Genomic DNA, 18298 nt, shown 5'->3' with positions numbered 1-18298 from the left:
GCAGGGGCACCGCAGATGTGACAACAATCACTTTGCCGCCCGCACGCCGCCGTGTTCCAGCACTTCGCGGCCCGCTGTCGCTCAACGGTCGCGATGCTGCGGCAAGCGGCACCCGCCGCTACGCTGGGCACCATGCCGGACTCCCCCCTCCTCACCGCCGCGGCCGTTGCGGTGATCGCCATGGCCATTGCCGTCGTCGTCGGCGTGGGGCTGAAGGTGCTCCGCTCCTTCCGGGAGCTGGGCACGGACGCTGAGCGCGCCACGTACCACACCCTCCATGCTGCTTCCCAGGCCGGGCAGCACCTGCGGCGTGGCCTGAACCCCGCCGGCGCCGCGAAAGCCAGCCGCCAGCTGCGGGCCCTGCTGGCCTGCGATGCCCTGGCCATCACGGATACCAACGGTGTCCTGGCCTGGGACGGCGGTGCCGAGGACATCAGGCCGCGCCTGATGGAACTCGCAGCGGATGTTCTCGCGTCCGGCCGGACAGCAGTTCTCTCCGCCGGTGCAGACGGAACCGGCAGCCACCTTGCCGGAGTCATCGCCCCGGTGCGGGCCGGCACCCGGGTGGTGGGGGCCGTGGCAGCCTTCGCCCCGTCCGCGGGGGCGGGCCTGGTCAGGGCCACGGGCGAAGTGGCGGACTGGGTGGCTGTCCAGGTGGAACTTGCCGAGCTGGACGCGTCCCGCACGCTGCTGATGGAAGCGGAAGTCCGCGCGCTGCGCGCCCAGATCAGCCCGCATTTCATCTACAACTCGCTCAACGCCATCGCGTCCTTCATCAACACCGATCCGGAGCGGGCCAGGGAGCTGGTGGTCGAGTTCGCGGACTTCACCCGCTACTCATTCCGGCGGCACGGGGACTTCACCACCCTTGCCGAGGAGCTCCGCTGCATTGACCGCTACCTGCTCCTGGAGCGTGCCCGGTTCGGCGAGCGCGTCCAGGTCAGCCTGCGGATCGCCCCGGAGGTGCTGGGCACCGTCATCCCCTTCCTCAGCCTGCAGCCGCTGGTGGAGAATGCCGTCCGGCACGGGCTCGAGGCCAAGGCGGGTCCCGGGCACATCAGCATCACGGCGGAGGATGCCGGGGCCTTCGCCGAGGTCACCATTGAGGACGACGGCGTGGGGATGGACCCGGAGCATCTCCGGTCCGTGCTGGCGGGCCATACCGACGGGGACCATGTGGGGCTGCGGAATGTGGATGCGCGCCTCCGCCAGGTCTACGGCAACGATCACGGCCTGGTGGTGGAAACGGCGCCGGGCGAGGGAACGCTGATCACCATGCGGGTGCCGAAGTCCCAGCCCGGGCATGATGCGTGAGGAGCGCAGTTCCGCTGGAAGTACCCTAGGAGAATGATTAACGTCCTCGTCGTTGATGATGAGCTGCCTGCTGTTGAGGAGCTGGCTTTCCTGCTGGGCAGGGACGAGCGCATCGGGAAGGTGCTGCGTGCCACGTCCGGCGCTGAAGCGCTGACGGCCCTGTCGGCCGGCAGCATTGACGCCGTCTTTTTGGACATCCACATGCCCGCGGTGTCGGGCCTGGACATCGCCGGCGCCATTGCCCGCAGCAGCAATCCGCCGGCCGTTGTTTTTGTCACTGCCGATGAGGACCATGCCTTGGCTGCGTTCGAACTCGCTGCCGTGGACTACCTGCTCAAGCCGGTGCGCGCGGAGCGCCTTGCCCGTTCCGTGGGGCGGATCAGTGAACTGCGCGACGGCGGGGCGGCACCGGAGATGATCACGGTGGACCAGGGTGGCACCACGCGGATGATCCGGCGCGACGACGTCACCTACGTCCAGGCTCAGGGGGACTACGCCCGGCTGCATACCGCCGACGCCAGCTACCTCATCCGGGTGCCGTTGGCGGACCTTGAACAGCAATGGGCGGACGCCGGTTTCATCCGGACGCACCGCTCCTACCTGGTGGCGCTGAAGCACGTGTCCTCAATGAAACTGGCGGCCGACGGGCCGCGCGTCACCGTGGCCGGTGCCGGCCTGCCCATCAGCCGGCGGCACCTGCCCATCGTGCGGGAGAAACTGGAGGCAACCAGGATCAGGCCGCACGCATGACCCGGGTCAGGGTCACGGCCCCGCGCGCATCTGCCCGCACTGCGGTGCGCGGCGCGCCCCGCCCGCTGGAGTCGCGGGAAGCCGCGCAGGATTCCGAGGTAGGGCAGGTGTTTGTCCGGTCGCTGATCAGGTCCCAGTTGCGGCTGGCCCTGGTGGTGGCGGGAGGCTTCCTGCTGATCCTGGCGGCGTTCCCGCTGACCCTGGTGGTGGTTCCCGGCCTGGCCGATACCCGGATCGCCGGCATCCCGTTCGGCTGGCTCCTCCTGGGCGCCGGCATCTATCCGGTGATCGGATTGAGCGCCTGGCTGTACGTCAGGACGGCGGCTCGCAATGAGGCGCGGTACCGGGACCTGGCAGGGGAACAGTGATGCCCAGGTGAATGCCGGCGTCGCCATCACAGCGGTCGCGGTGGTGTCCCTCGCCACCGCCATCATCGGGTTTTACGGACTGCGGATCTCACGCACCACCGGCGATTTCTACGTTGCATCGCGGACGGTGCGGCCTTGGTGGAACGCGTCGGCGATTGGCGGGGAGTACCTGTCCGCAGCCAGTTTCCTGGGCGTGGCCGGCCTCATCCTGCTGTCCGGAACCGACGCCCTCTGGTTCCCGGTGGGATATACCGCCGGCTACCTGATGCTGTTGCTCTTCGTTGCCGCCCCGCTGCGCCGCTCGGGCGCCTACACCATTCCGGATTTCACCGAGTCCAGGCTCGCGTCCCGGACGGTCCGGCGGGTCACCAGCCTGGTGGTGGTGACGGTGGGGTGGCTGTACATCGTGCCGCAGCTGCATGGGGCGGCGCTGACCATCCATATCGCCACCGGCCTGCCGTCCTGGGTGGGTTCCGTTGCCGTCGTGGTGGTGGTGTGCCTCACAGTGGTGGCGGGCGGGATGCGGTCCATCACGTTTGTCCAGGCGTTCCAGTACTGGCTCAAGCTGACGGCCCTGGCCGTGCCCTTCCTGTTCATCATCTTCGTGCTGGCCGGCCACGGGGCCGAGCCCCAGTCACCGCCCGTGGTCAACCCCACGGGCCTGGCACCGGCAGGGCTGTACCAGAACGTGTCCCTGCTGGTGGCGCTGCTGTTTGGCACCCTGGGACTGCCGCACGTGCTGGTGCGTTTCTACACCAACCCGGACGGGCACTCGGCCCGGCGGACAACGCTGATCGTCCTGGGCCTGCTCTCCGTCTTCTACCTCTTCCCCACGGCGTACGGCCTGGTGGCGCGGATGTTCGCCCCGGATCTGGCCCGCTCCGGGCAGCCGGACGCCATGGTCCTGCGACTGCCTGGTGAACTCGTGGGCGGGGTGCCGGGCGACCTGCTTTCCGCGCTGGTGGTGGCCGGCGCGTTCGCGGCGTTCCTGTCCACCACCTCCGGCCTGGTGGTCTCCCTGGCAGGCGTGATCAGCCAGGACGTCCTGGGCGGAAGCGTGCGCGGGTTCCGGCTCGCCGCCGTCGTCTCCGCCCTGGTCCCTCTTGGCTTTGCCTTCATGACCGGCTCCCTGGCACTCGCCGGCAGCGTGGGCCTGGTCTTCGCGTTCACCGCCTCCACGGTCTGCCCCGTCCTGCTGCTCGGCATCTGGTGGCGTGGCCTGACCGACGCCGGCGCCATCGCCGGCATGGTGACCGGCGGGATCCTGTGCGGCGGGGCAATGATCGCGGGCGCAGTATCGGGTTCGGGCCTGACGCCGCCCTGGCTCGCGCAGCCGGCGGCCTGGAGCGTGCCGGCGGCGTTTGCCGTGACGGTCATCGTTTCCCGGGCCACTTCCCATCGGATCCCGGGCACCATGCCGCGGATCATGACCCGCCTGCACACCCCGGAGCGGCCGCTGGCAACCGAACGCTGATCGGGAGGACAATAACGCCATGCCCATCGAGGACGGCGGTACGCCGCACCAGCAGGATCCGGTTCCGGCGTCCGTGCGGGCCCAGCTGCTTGCCACGGAACACTGGGGCCTGCTGGCATCCCGCAGTACCGCCCAGGGCGAGGTGCTGACCCGGATCAGCATGTTCCTCACCTTCACGTCGGCAAGCCTGGTCAGCGTGGCGCTGGTGGGGCAGGCTACAGGGTTTTCGGATGCTTTTGTCCTGCTGGCCGTGGTCGTCCTTTTCATCGACGCGGCAATCGGGTTCCTGACCCAGCTCCGGGTGATGAACGTGGCCTACGAGGACCTCATGTACGTCACCGCCATGAACAGGTTACGGGCCGCCTACGTGGACCTGGACCCGGGCGTGGCACCGTACCTGATGGCAGCCCATCATGACGACGAGGCCGGGTCCAGGCAGACCTACTACTTCTTCAGCGCCAGGGGGAGCTTGAGCCAAGTGGCTGCCAGCAGCATGATCTTCATGACGACGGCGAACGCAGCCTTGATTGCCATCCTGGCGGGCCTGGTGTTGACGCTGGCGGGCGCCGGTACGGCAGCGGCCACAGTGACAGGCAGCGTCTGCGGAGCCGGGTTTCTTGCTGTGTCCGTCGCACGTGGGGGCCAGCGCTACCGCGATGTGTGGCGCCGCCATACGCCGCTTTCCCCCACCCCGCGGGCGGACGGGAAATAGACCGCCCGGCGGCGGTGGCACGTCAGTCGATGGCCGCCATCAGCTCGACGACGCGGTCCAGGAAGGCGTCCACCTGTGATTCCTCGTAGCCGTCACGGCCAACGGCCGGACGGAAGACTGCGCGGCGCACGCTGTCCACGCTCAACGGCTTGTCCTGTTCAAGGTAGGCAACGAGTTCCCGGCAAAGCCGGTCGACGTCGTCCGTGTTGTAGCTTCGGGCCTTTTGTTTGGTGGGCCGGCGGAAGCGGTCGCCGTCGGGCCGGTGCAGGCGTCCCCGGAGGATGCCGGAGAGGCTTCCGATTTCACGCAGCCACGCTTCCTCGCCGCGGGCCGCGATCAGTTCATCCCGCTCCCTGCGGGCGAAGGCGTCCTCGAGCCGGTCCAGCGCGGCGTCCACGACAGCCGCGGAGTACCCGCCCTTGACGGGGTCGAACGACACTGCCCTCACGTCGGCGCTGTTGACGGGCTCCGTGGCGGCCTGGGGCGTTTCCAGGGAGATCCGGGCCCGCTGCAGGAACTGGTCAACCTGCTTGGCGTTGTACCCGTACTCGCTGCGCTGGACGCGCTCAAAGGACGCAGGGATCTGCCGGTGAATGTCCAATGCCACTTCGTTTCCTTCAATGCTCTTCAGCGGTAGTGTTTCCGCACCAGTTTAGGGGGACGTGATTGGTGCGGCCGCCCGGGACCATGTTTGTGTCGGTGCCCGGGGGCGCCGGGCTGGAGGGGTTAGGCGCCGGCCACCAGGCCGTACAGGATGAACGCCACCGGCGAGGCGAAGACGATGGAATCCAGCCGGTCCATCACTCCCCCGTGCCCGGGGAGGATGCTGCTCATGTCCTTGACGCCCAGCTCACGCTTGACCATGGACTCGGCAAGGTCGCCGGCAGTGGACGCTGCCACTGTACCGACCGCGAGCACGGCGCCCACCCACCACGGTTTGTCCAGCACGAAGAGGGCCGCCAGGACGCCGATCAGCATGGCGCCTGCTACCGACCCTGCGAAGCCCTCCCAGGACTTCTTGGGGCTGATCTTCGGTGCCATGGGGTGCTTTCCCAACGACGCGCCCACCAGGTAGCCGAAGGTGTCGTTGGAGACCACCAGCAGCAGCATGACGGCAATCTCCCATGCTCCGAGGGGCGCCATGCCGTCCGGCCAAAGTCCCAGCGGGGTGGTGCCTGCGGCGTGCAGCGGCAGCGCGGCGAAGCTGATGAAGAAGGGGACCCAACCCAGCGTGAAGACACCGGCGAAGATGCTGTTGGCGGAGCCGGCGGCACTCTCGATCGACCGCCACAGGAGCACGGCCACGGCGCTGAGGAGCAGGGCAAACAGCTGGCTCTCGATGCCGCCGAAGTAGGCAGCGAAAGGCATGGCAAGCGTGCCGGTCATGACCGGCACGATGGGCATCCTGGTGCCGTTGGCCTCCAGCGCCCGGTAGATTTCCCATACGCCAAACACGGCGAAGGCCGTAACGATGGCTACGAACGCCAGCGGGAGGAACAGCAGGCCGCCCAGTACAGCGATAAGCATGGCCAGGCCCACCACGACGGCGGCGGGCAGGTTCCGCCCGGCCTTTGGCGTGGGATTGCTCCTGGGCTGCTTCCCCCGTGTGCGCGCCCGTGGTGCGGGGGCCTGTTCTGCCTGGCCCATCAGACTTCGAGCAGCTCTGCTTCCTTGCGCTTGAGCAGCTCGTCGATGCCGTCCACGTGGGCCTTGGTGAGGCTGTCCAGTTCCTTTTCGGCGCGGTTGCCGTCGTCCTCGCCCGCTTCGCCGTCCTTGACCAGGCGGTCAAGGGTCTCCTTGGCCTTGCGGCGGATGTTGCGGATGGAGATCTTGGCGTCCTCGCCCTTGGTCTTGACGATCTTCACGTATTCCTTGCGGCGTTCCTTGGTCAGTTCAGGAATGGTGATCCTGATGACGTTGCCGTCGTTGGACGGGTTGGCTCCGACCTCGGAGTCGCTCAGGGCGCGTTCGATGTCCCGCATGGCGGTCTTGTCGAACGGGGTGATGAGAATAGTGCGGGCGTCCGGGATGGCGAAGGAGGCCAGCTGCTGCAGCGGGGTGGGCGAGCCGTAGTAGTCCACCAGGACCTTGTTGTAGAGGCCGGGGTTGGCGCGGCCGGTGCGGACGGCGGCGAAGTCTTCCTTGGCTACCTCTACCGCCTTGTCCATCTTTTCTTCGGCTTCGAGCAAGGTTTCTTCGATCACGGTCTCTCCTGACGGTTCTGGTGCGGTCCGGGGCACCGGTTCCTGCACTCACGTGGTTCTTTGTTGCTGTTTCCGTCCCCGCCCGGAGGGACGGGGACGGAACTGTCCTGAAATCATCCTAGCCGCAGCTAGGCGGTGACCAGGGTGCCCAGCTTTTCGCCGAGGATGGCGCGGGTGACGTTGCCTTCACCCTCCATGCCGAAAACGACCATGGAGAGGTCGTTGTCCTTGCACATGGTCATGGCCGTCTGGTCCATGACGCGAATGTCCCGGCGCAGGGCATCGTCGTAGCTGAGGGTTTCCAGCCGCTCCGCGTTGGGGTCCTTCTTGGGGTCCGCGGTGTACACGGCGTCCACCCCGCTCTTGGCCATGAGGACCACGTCGGCGTGGACTTCCAGGGCACGCTGGGCCGCCACAGTGTCCGTGGAGAAGTAGGGCAGGCCTGCGCCGGCGCCGAAGATGACCACGCGGCCCTTTTCCATGTGGCGGATGGCGCGGCGGGGAATGTAGGCCTCGGCCACCTGGCCCATGGTGATGGCGCTCTGGACGCGGGTTTCCACGCCCGCCTGCTCCAGGAAGTCCTGCAGCGCCAGGCAGTTCATGACCGTTCCCAGCATGCCCATGTAGTCGGCGCGGGAACGGTCCATGCCGCTCTGGGACAGTTCGGCGCCGCGGAAGAAGTTTCCGCCGCCCACCACAATGGCCACTTCCACCTCGGGGACGGCTGCGGCGATCTGCTTGGCGACGTTGCGGACGGTCTCGGGATCTACGCCGAGCTTCCCGCCGCCGAAGACCTCGCCGGAGAGCTTCAGGAGGACCCGCCGCCGGCTCTTCTCCGAATGCGTGACAGTGTTGACGGCTTCCATGATGCCTTCCCGTTGGTGACTCTGAAAAAAGGGTATCCTGCCGGATCCGGTGGTCGGAACCGGCAGTGGTCCAAGTGGACTGGGCTGCCAGCCGTTTGGGCGCATGCAAAAGGGGCGGCCACCGAAGTGGCCACCCCCTGCAGTTTCGACTAGGAGCCGACGCGGAAACGCGTGAAGGCGGTTCCCTTGACACCGGCCTCTTCGAGGACCTGTGCCACGGACTTCTTGGCGTCCTTGGCGAATGCCTGGTCAACCAGGACCTCGCCCTTGTAGAAGCCGGTTACGCGGCCTTCCACAATCTTGGTGAGGGCGGCTTCAGGCTTGCCCTCGGCCTTGGCGGTCTCTTCGGCGATGCGGCGCTCGGACTCAACGAGCTCGGCCGGAACGTCCTCGCGGGTGAGGTAGTTCGGGGCCATGGCGGCGATGTGCACGGCGACGTCGTGGGCGGCGGCGGTGGCGGCTTCGCCTTCACCGTCGACAGCGAACAGGACGCCGACCTGGGCCGGGAGGTCCTTGGAGGTCTTGTGCAGGTAGGCGTCAACCGTTGCACCCTCAACGCGGGAGATGCGGCGGACAACAACCTTCTCGCCCAGGATGGCGCCTTCTTCGACGACGACCTCGGAGAGCGGCTTGCCGTCAACGTCGGTTGCCAGCAGGGTCTCGAGGTCGGCAGCGCCGGACTCGACGGCCACGGCCAGGACCTTGTCGGCCAGCTGGATGAACTTGTCAGCCTTGGCAACGAAGTCGGTCTCGCAGTTGACCTCGATCATGACGCCGACGCCGTTGCTGACCTTGGCGGCCACGAGGCCTTCAGCGGTGGAGCGGCCTTCGCGCTTGGTAGCGCCCTTGAGGCCCTTGATGCGGATGATCTCGATGGCCTTCTCGGCGTCACCGTTGGCTTCGTCAAGAGCCTTCTTGACGTCCATCATGCCGGCGCCGGTGCGCTCGCGCAGGGCCTTGATGTCCGCGGCAGTGTAGTTCGCCATGTGAACCCCTCTGTCTAGAAATGTGTGGTGGTGTACGGACTGACAGGACGGCAGCCCACGGGGCGGGCCGCCATCCTGTCAGCAGCTCCGGCTGCGGACAGCGCGGAGAATCCGGATTTTGCGTGTCTTACTTGGCGTCTTCAGCGGGAGCCTCGGCAGCGGCCGGGGCTTCCTCGGCGGCCGGAGCTTCAGCGTTCTCAGCCGGAGCTGCGGCCGCTTCTGCCTTGCTGCCTTCGAGGAGCTCGCGCTCCCACTCGGCCAGCGGCTCTTCCGGAGCTTCAGTGGCGCCCGTGCCGCGGTTGTTGCGGGCGATCAGGCCCTCGGCAACGGCGTCGGCAACAACGCGGGTCAGGAGGTTCACGGAGCGGATGGCGTCGTCGTTGCCCGGGATCGGGAAGTCGACTTCGTCCGGATCGCAGTTGGTGTCCAGGATGGCCACAACCGGGATGTTCAGCTTCTTGGCCTCGTCAACGGCGAGGTGTTCCTTCTTGGTGTCAACAACCCACAGCAGGGACGGAGCCTTGGTCAGGTTGCGGATACCGCCCAGGTTGGACTCCAGCTTGGTGAGCTCGCGCTTGAGGAGCAGGAGTTCCTTCTTGGTGTAAGCGGAACCGGCGACGTCGTCGAAGTCGATCTCTTCGAGTTCCTTCATGCGTTGGATACGCTTGGCAACCGTCTGGAAGTTGGTCAGCATACCGCCGAGCCAACGCTGGTTGACGTAGGGCTGGCCGACGCGGGTTGCTTGCTCGGCAATTGCTTCCTGGGCCTGCTTCTTGGTGCCGACGAAGAGCACGGTGCCGCCGTGGGCAACAGTGGCCTTGACGAACTCGTACGCGCGGTCGATGTAGGACAGCGACTGCTGGAGGTCGATGATGTAGATGCCGTTGCGCTCGGTGAAGATGAAGCGCTTCATCTTCGGGTTCCAACGGCGGGTCTGGTGTCCAAAGTGGACGCCGCTGTCAAGCAGCTGGCGCATGGTTACGACGGGCATTCCGGCGCTCCTTATTTTCCGGCAGGTCATTCATGAGAAAACCCGGAGGCTTCTTACCCTGCCAATAGTTGACGGTTGGTCAGCGTGGCCCGGACGGGCCGTGCTCCTGGCATCCACCGCCCTTCCCATCAGGACTAAGCCTGACCGCAGGAAGCGCGATCCTCCATGGACGACGCCTGGGCGTCGGCTGCCGGAGGGCTGGATGCGCGTAGTCAGCCGCCGCTCCCCCACACTCCTGAATGAGATGTGCCGACGCGATCCGGACAGGGGGATGCACCGCGGGGGTGAACCACTGGGGCGGAAAGCGTTGAGGGCGCAGCAAACTGCTCCATCTAGTGTACTACAGGCGCCCCCGCCCGCCCGACAGGTTGCAGCCGCCTGGGCTGTTGTCCACATAGCCTGATCCGGCCCTGCCGGCGCCCCGTGCAGCCGGGCAAGCTGGTCGCATGAAGACATCAGTCCTGCTGGCCGCATTCCTGCTGCTGCCGGCGTCGATTGCCACGCCCGGCGCAGCCCTTCCCAATGCAGCCCTCCCCTACAGCGCAGCCATTCCGAACAGCACAGCCTTTCAGAACAGCGCCGCCGGCTTCGGCCCCACGGCGGCCGCCAGTCAGCAGGGAAGTACGACGACGGCCGCCCAGGCGGGTGCCGCCCCTTCCTGGCAGTGGCCCCTGGCACCGCGCCCGCCGGTGCTGCGCCCTTTCGATCCTCCGCCCAAGCCATGGCTGAGCGGGCACCGGGGCGTCGACCTTGAATTCACTGCAGGCACGCAGGTCCTGTCACCCGCGGCCGGAACGGTGAGTTTCGCGGGTGTGGTGGTGGACCGTCCCGTCATCACCATCGACCATGGCGGCGGCCTGCGCAGCAGTTTCGAGCCAGTGGAAAGCACGTTGGCCGTGGGCGCCACCGTAGCCCGAGGTGAGGTCATCGGCACTGTGCTGCCGGGGCACTGCCCGGCGGCGCAGTGCCTGCACTGGGGTGTGCGGGAAGGAGAGGACTACGTCAATCCCCTGCAGTTCGTCCTGGACCTCCGCCCGTCCATCCTGCTGCCGCTGTCCGGTGGCCCATAGCCACGGAGACCGCAGGGATGGCCCCGAGCATCAGTCAGTCAGACAACTGCCTGCGTGGGCGTCCCGCCTAGACGATGGCCGAGATGCCGGTGATGGCCCGCCCTGTCACCAGGGTGTTGATTTCGGCCGTGCCCTCGTAGGAGTAGATGGCCTCGGCGTCGGCGAAGATTTTGGCCATGCCGTAGTCGGTCACGATGCCGTTGCCGCCCAGGATGCTGCGGCCCAGCGCCACGCTCTCCCTCATGCGGTCGGTGGCGAAGGCCTTGGCCAGTGCCGATTGTTCGTCTTTGGCTTCCCCGGCGTCCTCCAACTGGGAGAGCCGGACCATCATGCCCATGGAACTGACCGTGTTGCCCAGGATCCGGACCAGTTGGTCCTGGATGAGCTGGAAGGAAGCCAGGGGGCGGCCGAACTGCTGGCGCTCCACGGCATAGCGGCGGGCAACATCGAAGGCGGCCATCTGGAGGCCCACGGCCTGCCAGGCAACTGACAGGCGGGTGACTTTGAGCACCTTGTTGACGTCGCGGAAGCTGTTGGCGTGGGCGAGCTTGAAGTGGTCCGGTACCACGACGTCCGTCAGGACGATGTCAGCATTCTGGACTGTCCGCAGGGAAATCTTGTTCTCAATCTTTGTTGCGCTGTATCCGGCCAGCGTGGTGTCCACCATGAAGCCCTTGACCTGGTTGTCCGCCACGTCGCGCGCATACACCACAACCCAGTCGGAGAACGTGGCATTGCCGATCCACCGCTTCGCGCCGTTGAGGATCCAGTTCTCTCCGTCCCTGCGCGCCGTGGTGCGCGTCCCGCCGGCCACGTCACTGCCGCCCAGCGGCTCGGTCAGGCCAAAAGCGCCAATCTTCTTCAGTGCGTAGATGTCCGGGAGCCACTCGTCCTTTTGCTCCTGGGATGCCAGCAACTCGATGGAGCCGGTAAACAGCCCGTCGTGCACGCCCAGGAAAGTGGCGATGGAGGCGTCGGCCCGGGTGGCTTCGGCGTGCAGCATGCCGGCAAAGAGGTTGGAGTACCCCTGGCGGCGGACCGGGCTGACCAGGTCCAGTCCGGCAAGCTTTGGAATCAAGTCCATGGGGAACTCTCCGCGGTTCCAGCAGTCCACTGCAATAGGCGTGACCTCACGGGCCAGGAAGCCGCGGACTTCGGCCAGCCGGTCCTGCTCCTTGCCGGAAAGAAGCTGCTCAAAGGCGAAGAAGTCGCCGTCGGCGTAGGGAAGCTCTGGGAAATCGGCTGCGGAGGTGGCCATGGTTACCTTCTTTGGTGATCAGCGCTGACCATGCCGCGGAACGAAGCACGGTATGTTACTGATCAGTAACATACCGCAGGGTGCGGGGTTAACCAAGAAAACCGCGGCCAACGAGAACTCGTCGGCCGCGGTTGCAGGTAGGGCTACTCGGACTTGAACCGAGGACCTTAGGATTATGAGTCCCGCGCTCTAACCAGCTGAGCTATAGCCCCCCAAGCCCCGGGAGCAGGTGGTCGAACACCACGCTCCGGCAGGGCAAAAACACTCTAGCAAACCCTGGAAAGGGTTCAGACCACTTTGTCCTCGTAGGAGGCGCCGCGGTAGAGGTCCTCGAAGGTCTGCAGTGTCCCCTGGATGCTGTGGGGCTCCACCATCTGCCGGCTGGCCCGGCCCATTGCCTGCCGTTCGTCCTTGGGCAGTTCCAGCACCTGCGTGATCTTCTTGGCGAGGTCGTCGCTGTCGTTGGGGGTGAAGAGGTACCCGTTTTCGCCGTCACGGACCAGGTGGGGCAATGCCATGGCGTCCGCCAGGACCACGGGGGTGGAGGCGGACATGGCTTCCAGGGTGACCAGAGACTGCAGTTCGGCGGTTCCGGGCATGCAGAAAAGGTCCGCCCGGATGTAGGCGGTGCGCAGTTCATCATCGCTGGCGAGGCCCAGGAACTTGACCCGGCTGGTGAGTCCGAGCCGCCGCACCAGGTCCTCCAGCGCGGACCGCACTTCGCCGCCGCCCACAATCTCCAGGTGTACGTTCAGCTCAGGCGGCGTCTTGCCGATGGCCTCGATGAGCACGTCGACGTGCTTTTCCTCTGCGAGGCGGCCGGCGAACAGGACCGTGGGGTGGGCGTGCGGCTCAATGTGCTCGCCGGGCTGCAGTTCGTAGGCGGCGGAGTCGATGCCGTTGGACAACGGGAGCACCTTCCGCAGGAAAGCGTGCTCGTGCATGGCCCGGGCGGCAAGCGGCGTGGGCGTTGTCACCACATCCGCCTGGCCCATGACCTTGCCCATGTCCTTCCATGAGACCCGTCCGATGATGTCCTTGAACCACTGCGGGAACGGCAGGAAGGGGTTGAGGTTTTCCGGCATGAAGTGGTTGGTGGCGACAATCCGGACGCCGCGCTTCACGGCCTCGTAAAGCACGTGCTCGCCGATCATGTAGTGGCTCTGGATGTGCACCACGTCGGGCTTCACCCGGTCGAAGAGAATGCTGATTTCCTTCTTGATTTCCCACGGGAAGCAGAGGCGGAAGCTCTCATGGGTGAACGCCTTGTGCGAGCGGAGCCGGTGCACGGTTGCTTCCTCGCGGAACTCGGTGAAGCTCTTTCCCTTGCTGTCGCGGGAGGCCAGGACATGCACGTTGTGGCCCCTGGCAGTCATGCCCTTGGCCAGCCGGTATCCAAACTGGGCAGCGCCGTTGACGTCCGGCGGATACGTATCCGCGGCGATCAGGATGGTCAGGGGGCGCTGGTCGGCTGGCGTGGTCATGGGGAGTGCTCCTGATGGTCACGGTGCGGACAGCGTTGGAACTGACAGCACGGTTGGCCGCTGGCGCAGGGCGCCGGGCTTCGTGGAATTGCTGGTTACGGGCGGGAACGGACTAGTGGGATGGCCTTCCGGAAGCCTTCCGCGCGTCCTTCTTGCGCTTGGTGACTTCCGGGTGGTGCCGGGAAAGGGCGATAACCCCAACGATAGCAAGGGAGGCGGCCGTTCCCATCGCAATGGCCATGACGGCATGGACGTCGGGCCGAAGTTCACCCAGGATGATGATGCCGATGGCAATGCCCACCATGGGGTCCACAACGGTAAGTCCGGCGATCACCAGGTCCGGCGGGCCTGAGGAGTACGCGCTCTGCACGAACCAGGACCCCAGGCCGCCGGCTGCGATGATGGCCACCACGGAATACCACTGGACGTTCAGCAGGAAGAGTCCGTTGGGATCCAGGAGGTGCTTGCCGATGATCCGGGTGAGGACTGCCACGAAGCCGAACAGTATGCCGGCACCGAGGATGTAGATGAACGCGTTCATTCGGTGCTTGAACATCACCGCCAGTGTGCCGAACAGCCCCACTGCCAGGGCCAGGAGCAGCACGATGGTGAGCTCGTCCTCCGGGCTGACATGGTGGTTCTCCTGCGTGACGTTGACCGCCAGGAGGACGAAGAGCGCGGATCCGGTGACGCACGCGGCGATGGACACCGCCGTGGCGCGGTTGATGGTCAGGTCCTGGTCCCGGGCGTTGACCACCGTGGTGATCACCAGGGCAATGGCGCCGATCGGCTGGATCACGGTAAGCGGTGCGGAGACCAGGGCGATGGCGTTCATGCCCATGCCGGTGCACAGCAGCAGGAGTCCGAACATCCACCGGGGATTGCGCAGCAGGCGCAGGAAACCGTTGGAACTCAGGGCCAGGCCCCCCGTGTCGGCCTTGACGGCACTGCCCTGCCGCTGGGCACCCAGGGCGAGGCAGAAGGCGCCAAGCACCGCCAGGCCGACGGCGACCCACACCATCAACTGTTCCCGCCGTCGTGCTGTTTCTGTTCCCGGCCTTTGCGCAGCATGGCCCAGAAATAGTTGTAGGCAGCAATCCAGTGGCCAACCAGGCCCAGGCCCAGCACCACCCAGGCGGCGGCGAAAAGCTGGCCGGAGAACCCGGTATCCAGGCGGGAAAGGACCAGCAGCGGCGTGCCCAGGAGCAGCAGCCCGGTCCGCACCTTGCCTACCACGCTGACCGGGAGGTCCGGGTGGCCGTGGAAGAGGGAGAGCGTCAATACCAGCAGGACGGCGTCGGGGATTACCAGCGCAGCCAGGTACAGCCAATGCACGACGCCCGCAATCACCAGGGTGAAGGCCACCGCCAGCAGCGCAAGACGGTCGGCGATGGGGTCGAGGACCCTGCCCAGCTTGGAGGCTTGGTCGAACCGGCGGGCGATGTAGCCGTCGATCCAGTCCGTCCCGGCCATGACAGCCAGGACCACTACGCCGGCCCCGTATTCCTTTTGGGCCAGGACAAGCCAGATGAAGAGCGGAACACCCATGAACCGCACCACGGTGAGCAGGTTCGGAAGGGTGGCCACGCGGTCATGGTCCACCTGGGGACGGCCGGGGCGGGCGCCTGCACCAATGAACTTCACCCGTCCCCCTCTCCTTCCTGCTGCGCCGAGGCGCGGTCTGTCGGTTGTGCCTTTGGAGCCGGGACGGCGTCCGCCGGCATGTTGCGTGGCGGAACAGGGACCTAGTTGGAGCGCAGGAGCCTGCGCAGGAGGACCACCAGGACCGTGCCGGCAGCCACGAAGGCCGCCAGCGGCTTCCAGCGCCTGGAAAGATCAGCGGAGCCCGACAAGGCCGCAAGCCGCTGCCCCGCCGCGTCCACGCCGTGCTGCGCCAGCACCTGGCCTTCGCGCGCCTTGACCTGGGCGGCGGCGAGCAGGTATCTGGCCTGGGTCTTGACGTCCAGTTCCGTGCCAAGTTCGTCGCGGACCTCGGTGAGGTGGTGGCGGCGCTGGCTCAGCCGGCGCACCAGCTCGGGCTCGGATGCGTGCGGGAACTCCTGGTCGTGCTTGGCGGCCTTGGCTTCCTTCTCGGCCTTTGCCTTGGCAGCCGCCTCCGCCTTGGCGGCCTTCGCAGCCTTGGCTTCCGGGCTCTCCGGATCCAGGATGGCCGGGTTGAAGGCCGAACCTTCCCGAGCAACGCCGATGTCGTGCCGGATGCCGCGGATGGTTTCTTCAGGCACCAGGGGCATGGCCTTCTTGAACCTGGCGAGGCCCACCAGTCCGCCGATGAGGGCGATGATCAGGAACGCAGCGGAGACCAGGAGGGCCGCCAGCCAGGCCGGCATGATGGTGGCCAGTCCCATGATGGCCGCGACGATCAGGCCGACCACCAGCAGCGCAAGGAAGAGCAGTGCCACGGCGAAGAAGGCCGCGGCCACTCCCACCTGGATTCCCTTGCGCTTGAGTTCGATCTTGGCGAAGGCGATCTCGTCGTTGAGCTGGCGGGGGGCCAACCGGAAAAGGAGTCTTGCCGTCCCGGGCAGCGCAGTGATACGCAATCCCGGGCTGGTACGCCCGCTGTGACGTCCGCTCATCGGTTCCGCCTTACTGGTTCATGGGTCGATACTGCATGCGTTCAACGCGGAAATGTGCAGCCGCACAGTCCACGCCACCAAAACTACCATTCAGGTTCAGGGCGAACTTGGGGGCTGGCCGGACGGCGCGGCCTACAACGCTGCAAAAACCGCCATGACCGGGCCTAGGATTGTTCTCCGTGACCAATCCCCCCAATCCGGGCGACCTGCTGAGCCGCCGCCGGAAGCTCCTGTACATCCTCCTCCTGGGCGCCCTGACGGCCCTCGGGCCGTTCACCATCGACCTTTACCTGCCCGCCTTTCCGGCGCTGGAGGCAAGCCTGGGGGTTACCGAGGCCCAGGTCCAGCTCACCCTGGCGGGCACCACGGTCGGTTTCGCGTTCGGGCAGCTGGTTGTGGGGCCGTTCAGCGACAAGTTCGGCCGGCGGATTCCCCTGATCCTGGCCACGGCCGTGCACATCGCAGCGTCCCTGGGCGCCGCCTTGTCCACGGACATCACCACGCTGGGAATCTTCCGCGTGCTGATGGGCGTGGGTGCGGCCGGCGGCGGCGTGGTGGCAATGGCGATGGTGCGTGACTTGTTCTCCGGCTACGCCATGGTGCGGATGTTCTCCCGCATGTCTTTGGTCAATGGGCTGGCCCCAATCCTTGCCCCCGTCATCGGTTCACAGCTGCTCCTGGTGATGCCGTGGCCGGGCATCTTCGTGTTCCTTGCCGCGTACGGGACGTTGGTGATCGTGGCCGCCCTGCTCCTGGTCCGTGAAACACTTCCGCCGGAGAAACGGGGCCGGAGCGGCATGACAGCCGGGCAACGCTACAGGGCACTGTTCACGGACCGGATCTTCGTGGGGCTGTTGATGGTGGCAGGATTCAACTTCGGCGGCCTCTTCACCTACCTGTCGGCCTCGCCGTTCCTTTTCCAGGATGTGTTCGGGTTCTCCGCCCAGCAGTACGGGCTGCTCTTCGGCATCAACTCGCTGGGCATCGTGGCCGGTGTGCAGACCAGTTCGCGGCTTATCAGGATCGTGCCGCCGCAGTGGATCCTGGCCGGCGCCACGGCCTGGATGTTCCTGATGGCCGTGCTGATCGTGGTTTTCGACCGGGCGGGCCTGGGACTCTGGGGTGTGATGGTCCCGCTGTGGTTCTACATCATGGGCACCGGCTTCATGTTCCCCTGCGTCCAGGTGCTGGCCCTGGCCGGGCACGCAGCCCAGGCAGGAACGGCAGCCTCCCTGCTGGGCGCGGCGACGTTCCTCATGGCCGGGCTCATCTCCCCCGTGGTGGGCTGGCTCGGGATCACCAGCGCCGCGCCGATGGGAGCCGTGCAGGCGGCCTGCATCCTGCTGGCGATCGCGGCACTGTGGCTGGTGGTGCGGCCGCGCACGGTACCCTCAATCCACTGAGCCCTGCCCTGATCCACTGGGCGCCGGCAATCCACCACCGCCGTTCCACCCCCTCGAAAGGCAGCCTGTGAGCCGCACACCGCACCGCAACGGCAGGGGACTTTTCCTCGGGGCGGTGCTTGGCGCCGTCGTCGGCTATTTCGCCGGCCGTGCCCTGGGCAACCCGGCCTGGGGCATCATCCTGGGGACGCTGGCCGGCGCCGCGCTCCTGTACCGGGTGGACCCGGGGTCCCGCCACCGCCGCTGAAGGGCCTGCCGTGATTGATGCGGCGGGCCGGAGCGGCTTTCCCTGCCGTCCGGCTCCCTCCCGCGATAAAATGATCCCGTGCCCAACTGGCAGAACCAACCGCCACTTCCGGCCACATGGCAACGGTGCGACGCCCGGATCCTGCCACTGTGGTGGGAGCGGCTGTGTGCGCAGGCAGGACAGCAGTCGGCGGCGCTGTACGCGGCGGGGCTGTTCACGGAAGACCGCCGCCGGCCCATTGCCCAATGGTTCAATCCGGCTTTCAACGCGGCCCTGCTGGTGGCGCCGGAAACCTCGCCGGAATGGCCGGTGCAGCGCTTCGGGATCTTCTACGCTCCCCCGGACTCTGGCTTTGTGAGGATCCACTCCGCGCCGCACGAGTGGAGCCCGCGCGAACCCCGCAAGTCCCCCACGGAGAAGGAAGCCTTCCAGGCGGCAATTGCCGAGGCCGAAAGGTTCCTGCAGGTGGAAATGGACTTCGTCTGAGCCGCCCTCCCCAAACCACCTTTCCCGCCCGCGGAAAGAAAAAATCCCCGTTCCTCCATGTGGAGGAACGGGGATTTTCGTATTGCTC

Annotated in this window: 20 protein-coding genes and 1 tRNA gene; 9 read left to right on the top strand and 12 right to left on the bottom strand. The window is 66.5% G+C overall.

The genetic code is table 11. From position 1 onward, the window contains the following. The first annotated feature begins 132 nt into the window (after positions 1-132). Genes ACR65J_RS02140 through ACR65J_RS02120 form a run of 5 tightly spaced genes read left to right on the top strand, consistent with a single transcriptional unit; the run spans position 133 to position 4618 of the window. Entirely contained in the window at positions 133-1314 is a 1182-nt protein-coding gene (locus ACR65J_RS02140; protein ID WP_440165624.1) for a sensor histidine kinase, read from the top strand. A gap of 33 nt (positions 1315-1347) precedes the next feature. Next, positions 1348-2064 carry a LytR/AlgR family response regulator transcription factor gene (locus ACR65J_RS02135; RefSeq protein ID WP_440165622.1) on the top strand — a complete coding sequence of 239 codons (717 nt, stop codon included), beginning with the start codon at positions 1348-1350 and terminating at the stop codon, positions 2062-2064. Then, positions 2061-2432, top strand: coding sequence for a DUF485 domain-containing protein (locus ACR65J_RS02130; RefSeq protein WP_440165620.1), 372 nt, complete (start codon positions 2061-2063; stop codon positions 2430-2432). The genes ACR65J_RS02135 and ACR65J_RS02130 overlap by 4 nt, the downstream gene beginning before the upstream one ends. A gap of 7 nt (positions 2433-2439) precedes the next feature. Continuing rightward, on the top strand, positions 2440-3906 hold the full coding sequence (locus ACR65J_RS02125; protein ID WP_440165850.1) for a sodium/solute symporter: 1467 nt from the start codon (positions 2440-2442) through the stop codon (positions 3904-3906). Between the two features lie 19 nt (positions 3907-3925). Then, on the top strand, positions 3926-4618 hold the full coding sequence (locus ACR65J_RS02120; RefSeq protein ID WP_440165619.1) for a hypothetical protein: 693 nt from the start codon (positions 3926-3928) through the stop codon (positions 4616-4618). 22 nt (positions 4619-4640) lie between these two features. On the opposite strand, the gene ACR65J_RS02115 is transcribed toward ACR65J_RS02120, so the two are convergent. From ACR65J_RS02115 to rpsB, 6 genes are all read right to left on the bottom strand, one after another. Continuing rightward, entirely contained in the window at positions 4641-5225 is a 585-nt protein-coding gene (locus ACR65J_RS02115; RefSeq protein ID WP_440165618.1) for a DivIVA domain-containing protein, read from the bottom strand. A 119-nt stretch (positions 5226-5344) separates the two neighbouring features. Beyond that, entirely contained in the window at positions 5345-6265 is a 921-nt protein-coding gene (locus ACR65J_RS02110; protein ID WP_440165616.1) for a phosphatidate cytidylyltransferase, read from the bottom strand. Further along, the gene (gene frr, locus ACR65J_RS02105) at positions 6265-6822 is read right to left on the bottom strand and encodes a ribosome recycling factor (RefSeq protein ID WP_440165614.1); all 558 of its coding nucleotides are present in this window, start codon (positions 6820-6822) and stop codon (positions 6265-6267) included. Before frr ends, ACR65J_RS02110 begins: the two co-directional genes overlap by 1 nt. Positions 6823-6950: 128 nt before the next feature. Next, the gene (pyrH, locus tag ACR65J_RS02100) at positions 6951-7688 is read right to left on the bottom strand and encodes a UMP kinase (protein ID WP_440165612.1); all 738 of its coding nucleotides are present in this window, start codon (positions 7686-7688) and stop codon (positions 6951-6953) included. A gap of 149 nt (positions 7689-7837) precedes the next feature. Further along, on the bottom strand, positions 7838-8674 hold the full coding sequence (gene tsf, locus ACR65J_RS02095; RefSeq protein WP_141161028.1) for a translation elongation factor Ts: 837 nt from the start codon (positions 8672-8674) through the stop codon (positions 7838-7840). A 127-nt stretch (positions 8675-8801) separates the two neighbouring features. Next, positions 8802-9665, bottom strand: coding sequence for a 30S ribosomal protein S2 (rpsB, locus tag ACR65J_RS02090; protein ID WP_110544706.1), 864 nt, complete (start codon positions 9663-9665; stop codon positions 8802-8804). A gap of 446 nt (positions 9666-10111) precedes the next feature. Here rpsB and ACR65J_RS02085 point away from each other — a divergent pair, with 446 nt between their 5' ends. Then, entirely contained in the window at positions 10112-10735 is a 624-nt protein-coding gene (locus ACR65J_RS02085) for a M23 family metallopeptidase (RefSeq protein WP_440165610.1), read from the top strand. A gap of 67 nt (positions 10736-10802) precedes the next feature. Here ACR65J_RS02085 and ACR65J_RS02080 read toward each other — a convergent pair whose 3' ends face one another. The 6 genes from ACR65J_RS02080 to ACR65J_RS02055 form a co-directional block, all read right to left on the bottom strand. Continuing rightward, on the bottom strand, positions 10803-11993 hold the full coding sequence (locus ACR65J_RS02080) for an acyl-CoA dehydrogenase family protein (protein ID WP_440165609.1): 1191 nt from the start codon (positions 11991-11993) through the stop codon (positions 10803-10805). A gap of 138 nt (positions 11994-12131) precedes the next feature. Beyond that, a tRNA-Ile gene (locus ACR65J_RS02075) sits at positions 12132-12205 on the bottom strand. A 75-nt stretch (positions 12206-12280) separates the two neighbouring features. Next, the gene (locus tag ACR65J_RS02070) at positions 12281-13477 is read right to left on the bottom strand and encodes a glycosyltransferase (RefSeq protein ID WP_440165607.1); all 1197 of its coding nucleotides are present in this window, start codon (positions 13475-13477) and stop codon (positions 12281-12283) included. Between the two features lie 112 nt (positions 13478-13589). Then, positions 13590-14498, bottom strand: a complete 909-nt coding sequence (locus ACR65J_RS02065; protein ID WP_440165605.1) for a DMT family transporter — start codon at positions 14496-14498, stop codon at positions 13590-13592. Beyond that, positions 14498-15121 carry a CDP-alcohol phosphatidyltransferase family protein gene (locus ACR65J_RS02060; protein WP_440165603.1) on the bottom strand — a complete coding sequence of 208 codons (624 nt, stop codon included), beginning with the start codon at positions 15119-15121 and terminating at the stop codon, positions 14498-14500. Before ACR65J_RS02060 ends, ACR65J_RS02065 begins: the two co-directional genes overlap by 1 nt. A 101-nt stretch (positions 15122-15222) precedes the next feature. Next, positions 15223-16074: a phage holin family protein gene (locus ACR65J_RS02055; protein WP_440165601.1), complete on the bottom strand. Its 852-nt coding sequence runs from the start codon at positions 16072-16074 to the stop codon at positions 15223-15225. 179 nt (positions 16075-16253) lie between these two features. On the opposite strand from ACR65J_RS02055, the gene ACR65J_RS02050 reads away from it, so the two are divergent. The 3 genes from ACR65J_RS02050 to ACR65J_RS02040 all read left to right on the top strand — a co-directional run bounded on the left by ACR65J_RS02050 (position 16254) and on the right by ACR65J_RS02040 (position 18210). After that, on the top strand, positions 16254-17477 hold the full coding sequence (locus ACR65J_RS02050; protein WP_440165599.1) for a multidrug effflux MFS transporter: 1224 nt from the start codon (positions 16254-16256) through the stop codon (positions 17475-17477). A 67-nt stretch (positions 17478-17544) separates the two neighbouring features. Then, complete coding sequence (locus ACR65J_RS02045; protein ID WP_440165598.1) at positions 17545-17724, top strand: YMGG-like glycine zipper-containing protein; 180 nt, start codon at positions 17545-17547, stop codon at positions 17722-17724. A 78-nt stretch (positions 17725-17802) separates the two neighbouring features. Continuing rightward, the gene (locus ACR65J_RS02040) at positions 17803-18210 is read left to right on the top strand and encodes a hypothetical protein (RefSeq protein WP_440165597.1); all 408 of its coding nucleotides are present in this window, start codon (positions 17803-17805) and stop codon (positions 18208-18210) included. Positions 18211-18298: the final 88 nt, after the last annotated feature.

Source organism: Arthrobacter sp. SAFR-044 (assembly GCF_059414985.1).
The sequence above is the reverse complement of the archived record's forward strand: the minus strand, read 5'-3'. Positions and strand labels throughout refer to the sequence as shown.